General features: G+C 61.1%; 17 protein-coding genes and 1 tRNA gene. 10 read left to right on the forward strand and 8 right to left on the reverse strand.

The window, feature by feature from the left end; all coding sequences use genetic code 11:
• Positions 1-168: 168 nt before the first annotated feature.
• The 3 genes from Q0859_RS19950 to Q0859_RS19960 form a co-directional block, all read right to left on the reverse strand.
• Positions 169-243 (reverse strand) — tRNA-Gln (locus Q0859_RS19950).
• A 60-nt stretch (positions 244-303) separates the two neighbouring features.
• Positions 304-1629: a mechanosensitive ion channel domain-containing protein gene (locus tag Q0859_RS19955; RefSeq protein WP_299154612.1), complete on the reverse strand. Its 1326-nt coding sequence runs from the start codon at positions 1627-1629 to the stop codon at positions 304-306.
• Positions 1626-2618, reverse strand: coding sequence for an NADPH:quinone reductase (locus tag Q0859_RS19960; protein ID WP_299154614.1), 993 nt, complete (start codon positions 2616-2618; stop codon positions 1626-1628). Before Q0859_RS19960 ends, Q0859_RS19955 begins: the two co-directional genes overlap by 4 nt.
• Before the next feature lie 97 nt (positions 2619-2715).
• Between Q0859_RS19960 and Q0859_RS19965 the strand changes: the two genes are divergently transcribed.
• Positions 2716-3105, forward strand: a complete 390-nt coding sequence (locus Q0859_RS19965; RefSeq protein WP_299154617.1) for a RidA family protein — start codon at positions 2716-2718, stop codon at positions 3103-3105.
• Here Q0859_RS19965 and Q0859_RS19970 read toward each other — a convergent pair.
• Positions 3102-3554, reverse strand: a complete 453-nt coding sequence (locus Q0859_RS19970; RefSeq protein WP_299154689.1) for an SH3 domain-containing protein — start codon at positions 3552-3554, stop codon at positions 3102-3104. The two genes, Q0859_RS19965 and Q0859_RS19970, sit on opposite strands and share 4 nt — an antisense overlap.
• A 166-nt stretch (positions 3555-3720) precedes the next feature.
• On the opposite strand from Q0859_RS19970, the gene Q0859_RS19975 reads away from it, so the two are divergent.
• From Q0859_RS19975 to Q0859_RS19990, 4 genes are all read left to right on the forward strand, one after another.
• On the forward strand, positions 3721-4707 hold the full coding sequence (locus tag Q0859_RS19975; RefSeq protein ID WP_299154620.1) for a D-glycerate dehydrogenase: 987 nt from the start codon (positions 3721-3723) through the stop codon (positions 4705-4707).
• Between the two features lie 51 nt (positions 4708-4758).
• Complete coding sequence (gene ggt / locus Q0859_RS19980; RefSeq protein WP_299154623.1) at positions 4759-6546, forward strand: gamma-glutamyltransferase; 1788 nt, start codon at positions 4759-4761, stop codon at positions 6544-6546.
• 27 nt (positions 6547-6573) lie between these two features.
• A complete protein-coding gene (locus tag Q0859_RS19985; RefSeq protein WP_299154625.1) occupies positions 6574-7989 on the forward strand; it encodes an FAD-linked oxidase C-terminal domain-containing protein in 1416 nt (471 codons plus the stop codon).
• Positions 7990-8181: 192 nt separating this feature from the next.
• On the forward strand, positions 8182-10683 hold the full coding sequence (locus tag Q0859_RS19990; protein WP_299154627.1) for an FAD-dependent oxidoreductase: 2502 nt from the start codon (positions 8182-8184) through the stop codon (positions 10681-10683).
• A 54-nt stretch (positions 10684-10737) separates the two neighbouring features.
• Here the strand turns inward: Q0859_RS19990 and Q0859_RS19995 are convergent, their stop codons facing one another.
• From Q0859_RS19995 to Q0859_RS20005, 3 genes are read right to left on the reverse strand one after another with little or no spacing between them, the layout of a single operon-like run.
• Positions 10738-11499, reverse strand: coding sequence for a GH25 family lysozyme (locus Q0859_RS19995; protein ID WP_299154629.1), 762 nt, complete (start codon positions 11497-11499; stop codon positions 10738-10740).
• A 16-nt stretch (positions 11500-11515) separates the two neighbouring features.
• Positions 11516-12571, reverse strand: a complete 1056-nt coding sequence (locus tag Q0859_RS20000; protein WP_299154631.1) for an FAD-dependent oxidoreductase — start codon at positions 12569-12571, stop codon at positions 11516-11518.
• Positions 12568-13494: an aldo/keto reductase gene (locus tag Q0859_RS20005; RefSeq protein ID WP_299154633.1), complete on the reverse strand. Its 927-nt coding sequence runs from the start codon at positions 13492-13494 to the stop codon at positions 12568-12570. Before Q0859_RS20005 ends, Q0859_RS20000 begins: the two co-directional genes overlap by 4 nt.
• 128 nt (positions 13495-13622) lie before the next feature.
• Between Q0859_RS20005 and Q0859_RS20010 the strand changes: the two genes are divergently transcribed.
• The 5 genes from Q0859_RS20010 (at position 13623) to Q0859_RS20030 (ending at position 17299) form a co-directional block, all read left to right on the forward strand.
• Positions 13623-14288, forward strand: a complete 666-nt coding sequence (locus Q0859_RS20010; RefSeq protein WP_299154636.1) for a DUF2461 domain-containing protein — start codon at positions 13623-13625, stop codon at positions 14286-14288.
• Between the two features lie 89 nt (positions 14289-14377).
• Positions 14378-14887 (forward strand): SRPBCC family protein, encoded by a 510-nt coding sequence (locus Q0859_RS20015; protein ID WP_299154638.1) that lies wholly within the window; start codon positions 14378-14380, stop codon positions 14885-14887.
• 16 nt (positions 14888-14903) lie between these two features.
• Complete coding sequence (locus Q0859_RS20020) at positions 14904-15257, forward strand: YciI family protein (RefSeq protein WP_299154641.1); 354 nt, start codon at positions 14904-14906, stop codon at positions 15255-15257.
• Complete coding sequence (locus Q0859_RS20025) at positions 15254-16453, forward strand: DUF6596 domain-containing protein (protein ID WP_299154644.1); 1200 nt, start codon at positions 15254-15256, stop codon at positions 16451-16453. The genes Q0859_RS20020 and Q0859_RS20025 overlap by 4 nt, the downstream gene beginning before the upstream one ends.
• Before the next feature lie 126 nt (positions 16454-16579).
• Complete coding sequence (locus tag Q0859_RS20030; protein ID WP_299154647.1) at positions 16580-17299, forward strand: hypothetical protein; 720 nt, start codon at positions 16580-16582, stop codon at positions 17297-17299.
• Between the two features lie 81 nt (positions 17300-17380).
• Here the strand turns inward: Q0859_RS20030 and Q0859_RS20035 are convergent, their stop codons facing one another.
• Positions 17381-18463, reverse strand: a complete 1083-nt coding sequence (locus Q0859_RS20035; protein ID WP_299154648.1) for a BMP family ABC transporter substrate-binding protein — start codon at positions 18461-18463, stop codon at positions 17381-17383.
• Positions 18464-18514 lie beyond the last annotated feature (51 nt).

Genomic DNA, 18514 nt, shown 5'->3' on the forward strand with positions numbered 1-18514 from the left:
GAAATCTGCAAACTAGTACCGCCGGAATCGCAAACAGAGACTGCGACCAGAATTCCGTCTGGTTCGTGCTCTTGTCTGCGTCTCTGCTGAAATCCCTGTCTGCCAACCACCCGAAAACACGCGACATTCACGTGGCAACTAATCAGTGTCTGGAAACAAGGAAGTGTTTGGCTGGGATGGTAGGATTCGAACCTACGGTACACTGTACCAAAAACAGTTGCCTTACCACTTGGCTACATCCCAACGTGACGCGCTAATTAGTCTGCTCGTGGCGCGCGTGCAAGCCCCTTGGTCCCAAAAAAGTCATTCCTTGGGTGCGTCTTCGGTTAACAGATCGGGAGCTTGTGGGTCGTTGCGTTCCGCATCGACCAGTCGATCCAGCGCGGTGTCGGAAAATTCCTGAACATCGTCCACCGTTGCCGGCTTGATCGGTGCCGGTTTTTCGGGGGCAATCGGTTGTTTGGCTTCGGTTGCGACCGCTTGACTGCTACCCATCAGCTGAATGCGATAGGTTGTGTCTGGCACTTCGACCCCTGCCGCTTCGACGGCGGATTTGACAAGGCGCAAAGCCTCGCCTTTGGCACGCACAAGCGATGTTTCGTGTTGATCAATCCAACCTGTGACCGTCATAAAAATCGCACCATCCCCGATGCGTTCAATCCACACGATGGGTTCGGGGATGCGCAGCACAAAGGGCAGGTCAGCGACCGTCTGTTTCGCCAGATCGCGGATGCTGGCCAGATCCGCGTCCGAGGCGATCCCGATCTCGAAGGCGAACCGGCGTTCGACATTTGTGGAAAAGTTCACGATCCGGCTTTTGAACACGGTCGCATTGGGGATGCGAATGTGATTGCCGTCAAAGCTGAGCAGGATCGTCGCACGGCTGGTCAGCCGGATCACCTTGCCGATGTCGCCCTCGATTTCTACCGTGTCATTGGGCCGAAAGGGCTGGCGGATCGACAGCATGATCGAGGCGATGAAATTCTCGACCGTGTCGCGCACCGCAAAGCCGATGGCAAGGCCGACAATCCCGGCGGCCCCCATGATCGTACCAAGCAGTGCCGTCGCCCCCAGAATATCAAGTGCGATGATTAACCCGCTGATAAAAAAGACCATTCGCACCACTTGTCGGTAGATATTGGCGATGAAGGCGTTTGGTGCGATCCGGTCCCAAGGATACTTCATCCGAGCGATCAAAATACCCGCCAGCAAGACCATGCCAAAGGCCACGATGGCGACCCCGATCAGCGGCAACAGGGCGACTACCTGTTCGATCCGCGTGCGAAAACGGTTGACCGCCGGGTTCAGCCGCGCGGCCACATCTGTCGTTTCGGTGACCTCGTTTTCGATGGCCACGACTCCTTCGACCCGGGCGACCAGATCGTTGAGGCGGGTGGCGGTGGCGGTGTCGACGGTGGTGCCGCGCAACGTCACGATGCCCGAGGATACCGCGACCGTTACCCCGTCATACCTGTCCAACTCGCCCAGAATATCGCGGATCCGCACGGCGATGGCGGCGTCCTGGCTGGCGCTGTCGGCGACGGTGATTGTGCCTTGGGGCTGGTCCGCGGTCTGGGCGAATGCGGCTGAGCCCATCAGGCACAGCGTCAGGATCAGTGCGCGGATCATGGACGGGTATCCACAAGGATTGCGCCCGCCCGCGCGCCCGCTTCAACCGCCTCATGGGCGGCGGCGCAGTCTGCCAAGGCAAAGGTTTCGTGGACCGGGCACACCAACGCGCCGTCCCCCAGTGCCGCATGCAGGCGTTTGATCGCCGCGTCCCGTTGGGGTGGCGGCAGCAGGTAGATCAGCAGGATGTCGATTGTGGCGGCTTTGAACAATAACGGGCCGAACGGCAGGGTGGGTGACATGTCCCTGGCCGAGCCATATGCTGCGATGACCCCGTTGGGCGTAATCACCTCGGCATCGAGCGCGGCATTCACGCCAAATTCCGTGTCGATGATCCGGTCGATCAGCGCGCCGTCATTTGCGGCCAAAATCGCTGCGCCAAGGTCGGGGTCAGTGTAGTCGAGCACCGTATCGGCCCCCACCTGCGCGGCACGGGCCATCCCTTTGCCCCGTGCGGTTGTGATCACGCGGGCGCCACCCCACTTGGCCAGTTGCACGGCAAGAAGCCCGACAGTCCCCGCCCCGCCATGGATCAACAGGGTTTTTCCACGCACTTCGCCTGTACCAAACACTGCATGGGCGGCAGTCAGGCCCGGAATGCCCAGCACAGCGCCCGTTTCCATTGATACATCTTCGGGCAAGGGCACGGCCTGTTCTGCGGGCAGTGTGATATGCGTCGCCGCGGTTCCAAGGGGGCGCTGCCATTGCCCATTCCAGATCCAGACCCGCTCACCGATGCGGGTATCGGACACGCCCGCACCCACTGCCTCGATCACGCCAGACCCGTCACTGTGTGGGACAATCTGGTCAAACGCAGGCTTGGTCACACCCGGACGGCTGCCGCTGCGGGCCTTGACGTCCGACGGGTTCACACCGGAAAAATGCAGCGCGACCCGCACCTCGCCGGCCGCCGGTTCAGGTTTGCGCATATCCACCAGATGCAGCACTTGAGATGCCGGGCCGAAGGCGGAATAGGAGATGGCTTTCATCAATAGTCTCGTCAATTCAATGTCGGTGCGTGTAGCCTAGCCGTGACAGCCGAAAAGGCCAGCCGTGAAACGCAGGCCAGCAACCGCAGGAGTGCCCATGTCCAGACGCGCCCTCGTCCCACCTGCCTTGCGCGATGCTTGCGCGAGGGCCGGTATGTCGCCCGGTATCCTGTCCGGTGGGCACGTGTTTATGACAGGCGTCACGGGCGCAGGCGCAGATGGCGTGATGCCGGCCACGGAGAAGGCGCAGTTTCACGCCTGCTTTGAAAAGATCGCGGCCGTGCTGGCCGAGGCCGATATGGCGCTGACGCACATCGTCGAAATGACCAGCTATCACGTGGGGTTGCGGGCGCATTTTGATGCGTTTGACGCGGTGCGCAAGACCTTCCTCGAGGCGCCGTACCCGGCGTGGACGGCTGTTGAGGTCGCAGGGTTGCGCCGCGAAGGGGCTGTTGTCGAAATCCGGGTGATTGCGGCGCTGGACTAGTCGCGCACTTCGTCCATAGCCACACCCCAAAGCCGTGCCTTGGGCACCCAGCCTTTGTATCCTGCCGAGGACACGCGGCACCATTCCAGGTCGCACTTGCCAAGGCGCGCAATCACGCCCGCCTCAAGGGCCGCGGTGACAGGGGCCTGTGGTTCGGGGCGGCTGCGCAGGGTCATCATGTCCTGTTCGATGATGACGGTGCGGGTGCCAGAGAGCAGCGAATAATGGATCCACCCGCCAAGGCCGTCACGGTCTTCGACCCGGCGCCAGTGGCCGTGTTCGGCGGTGATGCGCAAGGGCATGTCGCGGCGTTGAAACACCCAGTCGATCCGGTGCGTCAGTGATGGGCCGCGGCGCACATTGCCTTCGGCGGCCTTGAGCGACACAAAGCGAGGCAGGGGCAGGTTTGTCACCGGGCCCACATCCTTGGCTGCAAGCGGCGCAATCATGCACACCACAAGCAATTTCGCGACTCCAAGTCGCCAAGCCAATGCCATCACAGAAGTTCTGCTCATCACGCGCCTCTTGAATATGGCCGAGGTTCTTGTGCCTCGTGCTCACATCCGCCACCATGCCATGGAAATGGCGCGCGCGCCAAGGTCAGGGAGGCCCCACATGCCAAAGGATCGTCTGAGTGTTGTTGTTACGCGACGGTTGCCCGCCGAGGTCGAGACCCGGTTAAGCGAATTGTTCGACGTGACACTGCGCGACAGTGACGTGCCCATGACCCGAACGCAGGTTGTGGAGGCGATGAAATCCGCTGATGTGCTGGTGCCCACGATCACCGACACGATCGATGGTGCGATGATCGGGCAGGCCGGGGATCGGCTGAAACTGATCGCGAACTATGGGGCGGGCGTGGACAATATTGATGTCGCCACCGCCCGCCAGCGCGGCATTCTCGTGTCCAACACACCGGGCGTGCTGACGGATGACACCGCTGACATGACCATGGGTTTGATCCTCGCTGTCACCCGGCGCCTGCCCGAAGGGCTGGCGACCATGCAATCGGGCACGTGGGACGGATGGGCACCAACCGCATTCCTTGGGGGGCGTGTTGCGGGCCGTCGTCTGGGTATTCTGGGTATGGGCCGGATCGGGCAGGCTGTGGCCCGTCGGGCCGCTGCCTTTGGCATGCAGGTCCACTATCACAACCGCCGCCGTCTGCGCACCGAGATTGAACAGGATCTGGATGCGACATGGTGGGAAAGCCTTGACCAGATGGTTGCGCGGATGGATGTGCTGTCCATCAACTGCCCGCACACCCCCTCGACCTTCCATCTGATGAATGCCCGCCGCCTCAAGCTGATGAAAGAGGATGCGGTGATCGTGAACACCTCGCGCGGTGAGGTGATCGACGAAAATGCGCTGACCCGGATGCTGCGGGCAGGTGAAATTGCCGGAGCGGGCTTGGATGTCTATGAACAGGGCACTCAGGTAAACCCCCGTCTGCGCGAATTGAAAAACGTGGTACTGTTGCCCCATATGGGCTCTGCCACCCGCGAAAGCCGGGTCGAGATGGGCGAGAAAGTCATCATCAACATCAAGACGTTCGATGATGGTCACCGCCCGCCCGATCAGGTTGTACCGTCCATGCTGTAATCACCGCAAGGCACCCCGCCTTGTCGTGGAATTTGACCAAAGGAGAGACCGATGCGCTTTTGTCTGACTGTTGCTTTTTCTCTGACCGCGGGCACCGCGCTGGCCCAGCAGACCGCCGATGCGGTGCAACCTGAATCCGCAACCGAGGGCGCAGGTGTTGTCTTGTCCGAACAGGCGGCCGCGTCGCAAGTCGCAAAGGAGGCGGGCACGCCGGTTTCTGCCGCGACTTACATGGTGTCGGCGGCCAACCCGCTGGCTGTGCAGGCGGGCGTGGATGTGCTGGCAGAGGGGGGTACGGCGGCGGATGCGCTGGTGGCGGTGCAGACTGTTTTGGGGTTGGTCGAACCACAATCCTCAGGTCTGGGCGGGGGTGCGTTTCTGGTCTGGTATGATGCCGAAGCGGGTGAGTTGACCACGCTTGATGCCCGCGAAACCGCGCCCTTGGCTGTGACACCACAACTGTTTCTGACGGATGATGGCGAGCCGATGGGCTTTTTTGATGCGGTTGTCGGGGGGCGGTCCGTCGGGACGCCCGGTACGCCTGCACTGTTGCAGATGGTGCATGACAAATGGGGCAATCAGCCTTGGGCGGGTCTGTTTGATGCGGCCATTGATCATGCAGAGGGTGGCTTTGTCGTCTCGCCCCGACTGGCCGGATTGGTCGAGGGGGATGCGGAGCGTTTGACCGCAGCATCTGACGTTACCGCCGCCTATTTCTATCCTGAAGGTGTTGCTGTGAAGGCAGGCGACGTTTTGCAAAACGAAGCCTATGCCAAGACATTGCGTGCCATGGCCGCCAGCGGTGCGGATGCATTTTATACGGGCCAGATTGCGGATGACATCGTGGCCACTGTCAAAGGCCACGCCAGCAATCCGGGCGTTCTTTCCACGCTTGATCTGTCGATTTATCAGGTGAAGGAACGCGCGCCCGTCTGTGCCAGCTACCGCGCGCATGAGGTGTGCGGCATGGGTCCGCCCTCGTCCGGGGCGCTGACGGTCGGGCAAATTCTGGGCATGCTGGATGCTTACGATCTGGCCGCCCTCGGGGCTGAAAACCCCGAAAGCTGGCGGTTGATTGGCGATGCCTCGCGGCTGGCCTTTGCAGATCGTGGGCGGTTTATGGCGGACAGTGACTATGTGCCGATGCCGACAGCGGGTCTGGTGGATCCCGACTACCTCGCGGCGCGGGCTGTTCTTTTGGGGGGCGACAGGGCGCTTGGCGAAACACCTGCGGGCAATCCGGGCTTTGATCACGCCTCGAACTGGGCGGATGATGAAAGCATCGAACTCCCCTCGACCTCGCATATTTCCATCGTGGACAGCTTTGGCAATGTGGCCTCGATGACCACAACCATCGAAAACGCGTTCGGGTCGCGGCTGATGGTGCACGGCTTCCTGCTCAACAACGAGTTGACCGACTTCAGCTTTCGCACCCATGCCGAAGGGGTGCCTATTGCCAATGCGATTGCGCCGGGCAAGCGGCCACGCTCCTCCATGTCGCCGACCATCGTGATGAAGGATGACGCGCCTGTTCTGGCCATCGGCAGTCCGGGGGGCAGCCGGATCATCGGCTACACCGCCAAGGCCATTATTGCCCATCTCGATTGGGGGATGGACGTGCAGCAGGCGATTGATTTGCCCCATGCCGTCAACCGCTTCGGGACCTATGATTTTGAGGAAGGCACATCCGCTGCCGATCTGGCCCCCGCCCTCGAGGCGATGGGGTTCGAGGTCAATGTGCGTGAGCTGAATTCGGGCCTGCACGCAATTGCGATTGGGGCAGATGGGCTGGTTGGTGGGGCCGATCCGCGCCGTGAAGGGATCGCACTGGGCGATTGAGCCGGGTGCCAGGAGGAGAAGACGGATATGGTGCAAGCGATTGATCTGCCACGAAATGAGGACGGGATTGCGACGGCCCTCGGAGTGCTGAAACAGCAATTCGGGGATCGGTTCCAGACCGGACAGGCGGTTCGTGATCAGCATGCGCATACCACCACCTACATTAGGGCACAGGCCCCGGATGCGGTGGTCTTTCCGACCTCGACGCAAGAGGTGTCCGACATCGTAAAGGTCTGCGCGACCCACCGCGTGCCGGTCATTCCTTACGGCACCGGCACCTCGCTTGAGGGGCATGTGAACGCGCCTGCGGGCGGGATATCGGTCGATCTGACCCAGATGGATCAGATCGTGTGCGTCAATAACGAGGATCTGGATTGTGTGGTACAACCCGGCGTGACGCGTGAACAGCTCAACACCTATCTGCGCGATCGCGGCCTGTTCTTTCCGATTGATCCCGGGGCCAATGCCTCGCTTGGGGGCATGGCCTCGACCCGCGCGTCCGGGACCAATGCGGTGCGCTATGGCACGATGAAGGATAACGTGCTGAGCCTTGAGGCAGTGATGGCGGATGGTCGCGTGATCCGTACGGCGCAGCGGGCCAAGAAGACGTCCGCGGGCTATGATCTGACCCGGCTGCTGATCGGGGCTGAGGGCACATTGGGCCTGATCACCGAAATCACCTTGAAATTGCAGGGCATCCCGGAGGCGATCTCGGCAGCGCGCATGTCTTTTCCGTCGATTGATGCGGCCTGTCAGGCGGTGATGACCACCATTCAATATGGCATCCCGGTGGCCCGGATCGAATTGATGGACGCGCTGAATGTGCGCGCGGCCAACGCCTATGCGGGGCTGGAATTGCCTGAAACGCCGCTGTTATTGCTGGAATTCCACGGCTCAGACAACGGGGTGAAGGAACAGGCAGAGATGTTCGGCTCCATCGCTGAAGATGCAGGCGGGACGGATTTTGCCACCACGGCGACGGCTGAAGAGCGCAACAAGCTGTGGAAGGCACGCCATGATCTTTATTGGGCGACGCTGCAATTGCGCCCTGGCGCGCAGGGTATTTCGACGGATGTGTGCGTGCCGATTTCGCGCCTTGCCGAAGCCGTGACTGGCGCGCAGGCCAAGGCCGAAGAGTTGGGGCTGCTTGCGCCTGTCGTGGGCCATGTGGGTGATGGGAATTTCCATTCGCTTGTGTTGATCGACATGGCAGATGAAGGCGAGGTTGCGCGCGCCGAAGAGTTCACCGCCTTTCTCGCGGATGAGGCGATCCGCATGGATGGGACCTGTACGGGCGAACATGGGATCGGGCAGGGCAAGATGCCGTACCTGGTCAAGGAACTGGGGGCTGCGACCGAATATATGGCAGCCATCAAGGGTGCGCTTGATCCACATAACATTATGAATCCTGGCAAGATTTTTGCACCCCGCAGCGGGGGCTGATCCGAAGAGTGCTGCGCGGCACGGAGGCGTAGAGGGTTCTGTGCCCCTTTGCTGACTGCACCGGGTTCTATTTCGAACAGGGACACAGGTGACGCGGAGTCGTTTTTGTCTGCTGAGCGGTCGGCTTGCTGGCGCGGGTCCGCTGCGCATTTTCTAGTAAGGTCTCAACAGGTTTTTGAGGGATTCGGGGACATGAAAACGCATGTTAAGGCGCTTGTGGTTGGCGGTGGCGCGGTGGGCACGTCGATTGCCTATCATCTGGCGCGCGCGGGGTGGGACGATGTGATGCTGCTGGAGCGGGACGAGTTGACCTCGGGCTCGACCTGGCATGCGGCGGGTTTGCTGCCCTATTTCAACATGTCCTATGCCACCACCCACATCCACGACTATTCCATCAAGTTCTACAAGACCCTTGAGGAAGAGACCGGGCTCAATGCCGGTTTTGCTGTCGTCGGCAACCTGCGCATGGCCCAGACGGACGATCGCATGGATGAATACATGCTCTATGCCTCGACCGCCGAAACCTGCGGTGTGCCTTATGAATTTATGACCCCCGACGAAATCAAGGCGAAATGGCCCCTGATCCGTACCGAGGATCTGAAGGGCGCGCTTTATCACCAGACCGATGGCTATATTAACCCTGCTGATGTGACGATGGCTATGGCCAAGGGGGCGCGCCAGCGCGGCGTGGTGATCGAGCGCAAGTGGCAGGCCGATGCGTTTCACTGGACCGGTGAGGCGTGGGAGGTCACCGTGACCAAGATGGTCGAAAAGGGTGGCAACCTCGTGCCTTCGGATGAGCAGATCGTCATCACCGCCGAGCACGTCGTGACCGCCAGCGGCAACCACGCACAGCGCACCGCCAAGATGCTGGGCATCAAGATGCCCGCCATTCCGGTCGAGCATCAGTTCATCGTGATGGAGCAAGACCCCGAACTGGTGAAATTCCGCGCCGAAGGGAATGTGGAACATCCCGTCATTCGCGACGCCGATGCGCAGTCCTATGTCCGCGAGGAGCGGGGCGGCTGGATTTTGGGTGTCTACGAAAAGAACGCCCCCGCGCGGTTCGAATACGGGGTTCCGGACAGCTTTCGCGCGGACCTGTTCCAACTGGATCTGGAACGGATCGAAGAGCAGTATATGGCGATGATCCACCGGATCCCGTCTTGTGAAGAGTCCGGCCTCAAGGATGATTTCAACGGGCCGATTTGTTACACGCCCGATGGCAATCCGCTGGTCGGTCCTGCGCCAGGTTTGCGCAACATGTGGCTTGCCGAAGGGTTCTCGTTCGGGATCACGGCGGCGGGTGGCACGGGCTATTATCTTGCGCAATTGATGGTCGAGGGAGAGGCCGAGATCGACATGGCCTCGCTTGATCCCAAACGCTATGGCGACTGGATGACCACCGAGTTTGCCGCGCGCAAGAACGAGGAATGTTACGATCATGTCTATATCTTGCACCACCCGGATGAGGAACGACCCGCGTGCCGCCCCTTGCGCACCTCGCCCGCCTATGACCGCCAGGCGGCCAAGGGCGCGCAGTTCGGGTTTGTGAACGGGTGGGAGCGGCCCAATTACTTTGGCCCCCTCGACGCGCCCGAGAATTTCGACCACGATGCGCGGTCCTTCCGCCGCGGGGGCTGGTGGCAATATGCGGTTGAGGAGGCCAAGGCCATTCGTGAGGGCGTGGGCCTGATTGATGCGACGGCCTTTACCAAACACGTGCTCAAGGGCCCCGGTGCGACCGCGTTTCTGGATTGGTTTACGTGTAACAAGCTGCCGTCAGTGGGGCGCATCAATCTGACCTATGCGCTGACCGGGGCGGGGACGACGCGGACCGAATACACCATCGTACGGATCGCGCAGGACGAATATTATCTGGTGAGCGCGGGGGCCTGGACGGCCTATGACAGTGATTACCTGCGCAAGGCCATCGAGGATAAAGCACCAGAATTCGGCTATATCGAGTGCCATGATGTGACGACCCAGTGGGGTGTGTTTGCGATTGCCGGGCCAAAGTCGCGCGATGTTTTGAACGCGCTGGTCAAGGATGGCGATCCGTCGACCGTTCTGTCGAACAAGCGGTTTCCCTGGCTCACCATGCGCAATATCGAACTTGACATGTGCCCGGTGCGCGCGATCCGCGTGGCCTATACGGGCGAGTTGGGGTGGGAACTCCACCATCCGATCGAGATGCAGAATTACCTGTGGGATCAACTGCTTGCCGTTGGTGAACCGCATGGCATGAAACTGGTGGGTGCGCGCGCGCAGAACTGGTTGCGGCAGGAGAAATCCTATCGCGCCTTCGGGACCGAGCTGGGCCGGGATGCGACGCCCTTGGAGGCGGATTTGCCCCGCTTTGTGGATCTGTCCAAGGGTTTCCACGGAAAGGCGGCCATGGAGGCCATTGGCGTGCGCTCGAAATGCGTGACCGTGCTGATCGACGGGCCGGACGATGCCGACCCTTGGGGGCGCGAGGTGCTCTATCATGGCGACACACGTGTCGGGCGTTTGACCTCGGGCGGCTATTCCGTGGCCTTCGGCAAGTCCATCGGGATGGGCTATGTCAGCCCCGATCTGGCGGTGCCGGGCACCAAGCTGAAGGTCAAGATGCTGGACCAGTTGTGGGATGCCGAGGTTGTCGTCGACAGCCCCTATGACCCCAAGAACGAGACGATCCGCAAGGATGGATAAGTGCCGGTAGGGCGGCTCTGTTTGCCGATTGGCAAATGCGCCCGCCCACCGACCCTAGCGAAGGGTGCGCCGTTCCAGCCAGGCATCCCATGCCGCCGCCGATCCGTTGAAGGCGTTGATATCAATGGCCCCCGGTGTGTTGGGCAATGTGCCGGTCGAGGTATACTGCCAGAACGTCCACTTTTGGCCCGGGAAGGCCTCGGCGGGCGTTTTGGCGGTGGTACGCAGCCAGAATTCCGTGTTGCGGAAGGCTACCAATCTGTTTTCCTCGTAGAACCTTGGTGTGGTGTAGATGATGGGGGCCTGACCGTAATGGGCCGTGACGATGTCCATCCAGCGCTGCATTTCGTTCCGCACAGTGGCCGCATCGGGTCGCCGCTGACAGGTGGGTGAAAACGGGTTCCATTCCATGTCCAGCACCGGGGGCAATGTGCCGCGCGTGCGGGGCACGGTGTCGATAAAAAACTGCGCCTGCACCTCGGGTGATGTGCAGAAATAATAGAAATGATAGGCCCCCCGTTTGATGTCAGCCCGTGCAGCCCCGGCCCAGTGATCCTTGAACTTGATGTCCAGCAGATCGCCGCCTTCGGTTGCTTTCAGAAACGCAAACTCGATGCCAACGGCCTTGGCACGCGCCCAGTCCACGGATGTCTGGAACCGCGCGGCATCCATGCCACGCACGGGGAAGGTGGTGGGCTGACGCCCTGAAAACCGTACCGGGTCGCTGTCGCCAATCACCATGGGTCCAGAGAACGGTGTGGGTGCAGGGGCGCATGCGGCGAGCAAAAAACACAAGGCGAGGGCGCGTTTGAACATGGGATTCCCTTCGGATTCAGAAACGGTCGGGCGACAGGGCGGCAACAAAGGAGGCGTCGATCTGGACACTGTGTCCCAGAGTGAGGTCCGCAACAAGCTGGCTGGCGGCAGGGGCTGTGGAAAACCCATACCCGCCCTGACCTGCGCACCAAATGAATGACCGGTTGGCCGGGTCCGGCCCCAACACCAGCGCGCGATCCGGCGCAAAGCTGCGCAAACCGGCCCAGGTGGTTTCGACCCGTGTGACGGATACGCTGACGTGCTGGCCATAACGATCAAGCCCTTCGGCGACGACCATGTCGTCAGCCCATGCGTCAGCGGGGGCGTACGGGTCTTCGTCCGCGGGTGAGACAAGCAATTTGCCCGCATCCGGTTTGGCATACCATGTCTCGCCCACACCGAAAAAGATCGGCCAGCCCGACACGTCGTGCCCATCCGGTGCGGGTATCCGCGCCATTGAACGGCGCAGCGGGGTAATCCCGATGGGTCTGATCCCGGCCATTTCTGCAATCCTGTCCGCCCACGCGCCTGCCGCATTCACCAGCGTGCGCGCTGTCAGCTGATCCGTGCCGTATTGCACTGTCCAGTGTTTGGTATGGCTGATCGCATGGACCGGCTGGCCGGAGACGATCCTGCCCCCATTTGCGCGCAGATTTTTGGCGAAATCCTGCATTATCCGGTCGGTGTCGATATCTTGCGCCCCGCTGTGATAAGCGGCACGGGTGATGGTGTTGTTCAGGATAGGCACGCGCGCCCGCGCGGTATCGACCGAAATCTCCTGCGTTTTCAGCGCCTTCAAGTCGGCGTCAAAACCCGCATCCTCACCCGTGCGTCCGAGCAGAAGAAACCCGCGCGCGCTGAGATAGGGTTGGTGATAGGCCGCGCTGGCGCGGTTGAGGGCCACAACGGACGGGCAACCGTAGTTCTCTTCAAACAGTGCCGCCGAGCGGCCAGAGGCGTGATACCCAAGTGTGCTTTCGGCCTCGATCAAGGTAACGGTGGCGTGCTCGGACAGGCGCGCAGCGGCAGAAACACCGGCGATCCCGCCGCCGATGACGATAACGTCTCTCACGTCTCTTCGATACGGTCTGTGGCTGGGGGGGGCGTGACGCTCAGCGCCGTGATCCGATCATAAAGGTCGCGTGTCATGTCAAAGCTCAGCGCGGCCAGCGAGGGGGCCAACTGATCGGCATTGCGCGCTGAAATGATAGGGCGTGGGCGGGCAGGGTGCGCAATGGCCCACGCAACGGCGAGGGTTGCGGGGCTGGTCCCCAGATCGCCTGCGAGCACGGTCAGTTGCCGGGCCGCTGTGCGCATCCAGTCCACATCATAGCGCGCGGTATACCGTGCATCCTGGGTCAGTCGTCCGGTGCCGCCATCGACATATTTGCCCGTCAACAGACCACCCCCGAGCGGGGAATAGGGCGCAATCTCGATCCCAAGATCGACGCACATCGGAAAAATTTCGACCTCGGCCTGTCGTTTCACAAGGCTGTGCATGGGTTGCACGATGTCGATGCGCACATCAAATTGCGCCGCCACCCCCTGTGCCTTGACCACCTGCCACGCCGCGAAGTTGGAGACACCGATATGTTTGATCCGGCCCTCGTGTTTGAGAGTCGCGAGCGCGTCAAAGGTTTCCTGCAAGGGTGTGTCATCGTCAAATCGATGCAGATACAGGATATCGACGCAGTCCAGATCAAGCCGCTGTTGCGAGATCACAAAGCCTGACAGGATATTGGCGCGGCTCGATCCGCCCTCATAAGCGGCCTTGGTTGCGATAACCAGGCCGTCCCGGTCGTCTTTGATCATTTGCCCAAGCAGGGTTTCGGACTGCCCGCCAGTATAGACGAACGCGGTATCGAAATGTGTGATTCCTGCGGCACGGGCGGCGTCGAACATGGCTTGGCTGGCATGGGTATCCGCGTTGCCGCCGAATTGCATGGTGCCAAAGGTCAAAGGCGAAAGCGGGGTTCCGTCGGGTGCGCTGATCATACCGAAATTCGTGCCATGAGGATGGCTCGCACGCAATGTGAAATTCGGGGCACCTGCGGAAATCCTGTTCTTCGGGTGACCCTCAGTGCTACCTTGCCGCCCGACATGACGAGAGGGAGAGACCCCCGATGGCGGATGGATTTGAGCAGATGGTGGACGAGGCGCTGACCTTTTTTGCCAAACTGGACAAGAACAACTCAAAGGATTGGTTCGAGCCACACAAGGCCCACTACAAAGACGCCATCGCAGCCCCCGCCGGGTTTCTCGCGAATCTTGTGGCCGAAGACATCGCCCGCCTGACCGGGAAACCCCACAGCCCCAAGGTGTTCCGCATCTACCGCGATGTGCGGTTTTCCAAGGACAAAACCCCGCTCAACACGCACCTGCATGTGATGTGGAGCCCGGCGGACAAGGATGCGCTGGCCCCGTCATGGTTCTGGGGCCTGTCGCCGGATTATTTCATCGTTGGCATGGGCGTGATGGGTTTGCAGGGTGACAGCCTGACCCGCTACCGCGCTTTTGTCGACACGTGGGGGGATAGGCTGCAAGGTGTGCTTGACGGGGCCGAACAGTCAATCAACGCGCAGATCAGCGATTGGGGGCCTTCCCCGCTCAAGCGGGTGCCCAAACCCTACAGCCCCGGGCATCCCCATGGTGCACTGTTGAAACGCAAGGCGCTGGCCGTGTCGGCACCGATGCCTGCGGATTGGCGCATTCAAGGTGTGCTCAAGGCAAGCGTCACCACGATCAAGGGATTGCTGCCCGTCTGGGAGATGTTTGACAAACATTTGTGATTTTTTTCGCGCAGATGTCCATTTGCCCCGTTCCCGTTCGTCATATTGGTGAAAGCGCTGGTGCTTTCGTCGATTGAAGGACGGATATAATGACGATTTGGACACTTCTTGGGGGCGGCGCATGTGCGGTTGCCCTGCTTGCGGCAGGCAGTTTGCTGTTGCCCCGCCATGTGCATGTTGAGCGGCAGGCGACGCTTGCGGGCGACGCGGATACGGTGCTTGCGCTGGCGGCCTCGAACACCGGCTATCAGCGGTTCAACCCGTACCTCAGCGCCGATCCCGATCTGAAGATCGACCCGTTCGGGCCTGAGACCGGTATAGGCTCCGGGTTTGCTTTTGATGGCAAGGACGGAACCGGGACGCAGGTTGTCTCGGCTGTGTCACCGGATGCGGTGCACTATGATATCGACCTTGGTGCGATGGGCCAGCCCAGGCAGATGATAGCCGCCCAAGCTGTTGCCGACGGGGTCGTTGTGACGTGGAGCATGGACGCCGATATGGGGTTTAACCCGGTTGGGCGCGTCATGGGTCTGTTCATGGACGCCATGATCGGCAAAACTTTCGAGCGGGGCCTTGGCAACCTGGCCGCCGCAATTTGAAAAGAAGGATTTAACCATGCGTTATACGTTTTTATTGTACTCGGATCCGGCAGATTTTGCTGACATGACAGCCGAGGATTGGGAGGCTGAGAAACAGCTTTATGGGGCCTATATTGCGGCCCTAAACGAGGCGGGTGCCTTTCTGGATACGGACTGGTTGCAGCCTGTCAGCACCGCCACGACCCTGACCACCAAGGGCGGCACCCGACAGGTGCAGGACGGCCCATTCGCCGAAACCAAAGAGCGTTTGGGGGGTTACTTCGCCGTGGATGTGCCTGATCTGGATGCGGCGCTGGCCTGGGCCGAAAAATGCCCTGCTGCGCGGCATGGGCGCGTTGAAATCCGTCCCTCGGCCATGGGCGAGGGGTGAGCCAAACCGCCCGTGCCGCTGAACGGGCGGCGCGGGACAGTTATGGGCGGCTGCTTGCGTTTCTTGCTGCGCGCACGGGCGACATCGCGCTGGCCGAGGACGCGCTGGCCGAGGCTTTCGCCGCCGCGCTGACCCATTGGCCGACGCGCGGTGTGCCCGACACTCCCGATGCGTGGCTGCTGCGGGTGGCGCGCAATTCCATGACGGACCGGCAACGCCATATCGCCCGCTTTCATAGCCCCGAGGAGCCCCCGGAGATGGCTGCACCGGATAACACAGAGGCTGACGCCCTGCCCGATGATCGCTTGGCCTTGCTGTTGGTCTGTGCCCATCCCGCGATTGCGCGCGATCTGCACACCCCGTTGATGTTGCAGACCGTTCTGGGGCTTGATGCCGCCACGATCGCGGATGTGTTCATGGTCTCTGCCCCGGCCCTGGCCAAGCGGTTGGTGCGCGCCAAGTCCAAGGTCCGCGACGCCCGTATCCCCTTTGTCATTCCCGGCCCCGATGCCCTGCCCGAGCGGGCCGAGGCGGTGATGGAGGCGGTCTATGCTGCCCACACCGTCGATTGGCTTGCCCCGTTGGACATGATGGGCGGCGAGGCGCTCTATTTGGCTGAGCTGCTTGCGAGGCTTCTGCCGGACCTGCCCGAAGCGCGGGGATTGGCGGCGTTGATCGCCTATGGTCACGCGCGCCGTGCCGCCCGCGTCGTCGATGATGTGTTGGTGCCAACCGATCAGCAGGATGTGGCGCTGTGGGATGCGGATTTGTGGCGCTATGGGGACCAGCATTTGACGGCTGCCTTGGCTCATGCGGCCCCCGGTCGTTTCCAGATCGAGGCAGCGATCCAACAGGTCCACATGGCCCGCGCCGCGACCGGGGCGACGGATTGGACGGCGCTGAACAAGCTCTATTTCGCATTGCTTCAAGTCGCGCCATCTGCCGGGGCGTTGGTTGCGCAGGCCGTGGTGACGGGCAAGGTGCATGGGTCCGCTGCGGGGCTCGCGGCATTGGACGCAGCGGCAGGATCAATCGGTGCGGAGGTTCAGGCGATGTGGGCCGCGCGTGCGGATTTGTTAGCCGAGGCAGGGGAGGTCGCGCAGGCGCGCGCTGCCTATGATCAGGCAATCAGTCTGACGCAGGACGTACCACTTGTCCGCTTTCTGCAAGCCCGGCGCGCTGCCCTCAACGGCTGAGCGTCCGCGCGATGGTTTAGATCGGATTTGAAGTAATTTCCCGCCCAGGCGGCGTGCGCGGGCAACCTTCTGTCAACGGCTTTGCGTCATCCAGACCCCACGCGATGATTTCAGAATGAGGTTGCTATGCGCAAGATGTGGGGCCCTTTGGCCTGCGTTGGGTTATGTATTCAGGCCGCGATGGCTTGGGCTGAGGCGATGCCGATGGTGTCGCGTGCCAGTTTGATGATGGCCCGTGCGCCGCTGATTGACGCCCCCCAAGCAAACACACGTGCCTCTCCGAGCCTGTTTGCGGGGGTTTCCGGCAAAAGCCTGTTTGCGCCACGGACACTTGCGCAACCGCGTGCCGCGTTGCGCGGACCCACTGATGGGCCAATTGATCAGCTGCGCGCCCTGATCGCCAAGGCCGAGGCCGGGCCCAAGGATTATGACGCGGTTCAATACGGGGCCACGATCCGACCTGACGGCGCGCCAACAACGCTTACCTTGCAACAGATCTATGATTGGATCGACGCGACCCCCGGTCAGCCCCATGCAATTGGTCGTTATCAGTTTATTCCGCCGACTCTGCGTCGGTTGGTCGAACGGGCTGGCATCGATCCAGCAGTACGGTTCACACCACAGGTGCAGGATCAGTTGGCTGATATCCTGTTGAGTGATGCTGGGTTGGACCGCTTCGTGTCGGGCGAGCTTGAGCGGCACGCCTTTATGAACAATCTGGCAAAGATCTGGGCGGGTTTGCCCAATGACTCTGGCAAGTCACACTATCATGGCTATGCGGGCAACAAGGCCAGCATCACATGGGCCTATTTCGATGCCCGGATGGAGGCGATCTTTTCCGGGTGATGTGACCTGAGAGAGTCCGCACCATCACGCACAAAAAAAGCCCCGTGTGATACGGGGCCTTTTGGGATTATGTCTGTCGGATCAGTTGGGGATGTCGCCTTCGATCCCTTCGACGAAGAAGTTCATGCCAGCCAACGTGCCATCATCAGCCGTTTCACCCTCTGCGAGGAAAGGCGAGCCGTCCTGCTTGTTCAGTGGGCCGGTGAAGGCGTGATAAGACCCGTCCGCCAGGGCGGCTTTCATCTCCAGCGCTTCGGCTTTGATATCCGCAGGCACCGCATCCGAGATTTCACCAATGCCGACCATGCCAGCGCCAATGCCATCCCATGTGTCTTTCTGCTCCCATGTGCCTTCCATCACGGCGCGGGTGCGCGCAATGTAATAAGGGGCCCAGTCATCGATGATCGAGGACACGCGGGGCAGGGGCGCGTACTGGCCCATGTCCGAGGCTTGGCCGAACGTGATCACGTTGCCCGCTTCCTGGGCCGCCGCCTGTGGTGCGGTGGAATCGGTGTGTTGCAGCACGACATCCGCGCCCTGTTCGATCAACACCTTGGCTGCGTCCGCCTCTTTGGAGGGGTCGAACCATGTGTAGGCCCAGATAATCTTGAACTCGACATCCGGGTTCACCTTCTTGGCGTGGATATAGGCCGAGTTGATGCCCCGGATCACTTCAGGGATCGGGAAGGAGGCGATGTAGCCGATGATGTTGCTTTTCGTCATCTTGCCCGCGATGTGACCCTGAATGGCGCGCCCTTCATAAAAACGGGCCGAATAGGTCGACACGTTCGGGTGCAGACGTTTGTAGCCTGTCGCGTGCTCGAATTTCACATCCGGGAACTTCGCGGCGACGTTGTTGGTCGGATCCATATAGCCAAACGAGGTGGTAAAGATAAGATCGGCCCCATCAAGCGCCATCTGCGTCATCACCCGCTCGCTGTCGGGTCCTTCGGCGACGTTCTCGACAAAGACGGTTTCGACCGCATCACCAAACTCCGCTTCGACCGCGAGGCGGCCCTGATCATGTTCGTATGTCCAGCCGCCATCGCCGACGGGGCCGACATAGACAAAGCCGACTTTGGTTTTTTCGTGCCCGTCCGCAACTGCGGCACCGGCCAGACCAAGGGCAAGCGCAGCGCTTGCCATGAGTGTGGTGAATTTCATGTGAGTTATAACTCCCCAGTTATGTCTCGCGCGGCGTTGCGCGCTTGTTAT

It is taken from the genome of uncultured Tateyamaria sp., assembly GCF_947497045.1.
Taxonomy (GTDB): domain Bacteria; phylum Pseudomonadota; class Alphaproteobacteria; order Rhodobacterales; family Rhodobacteraceae; genus Tateyamaria.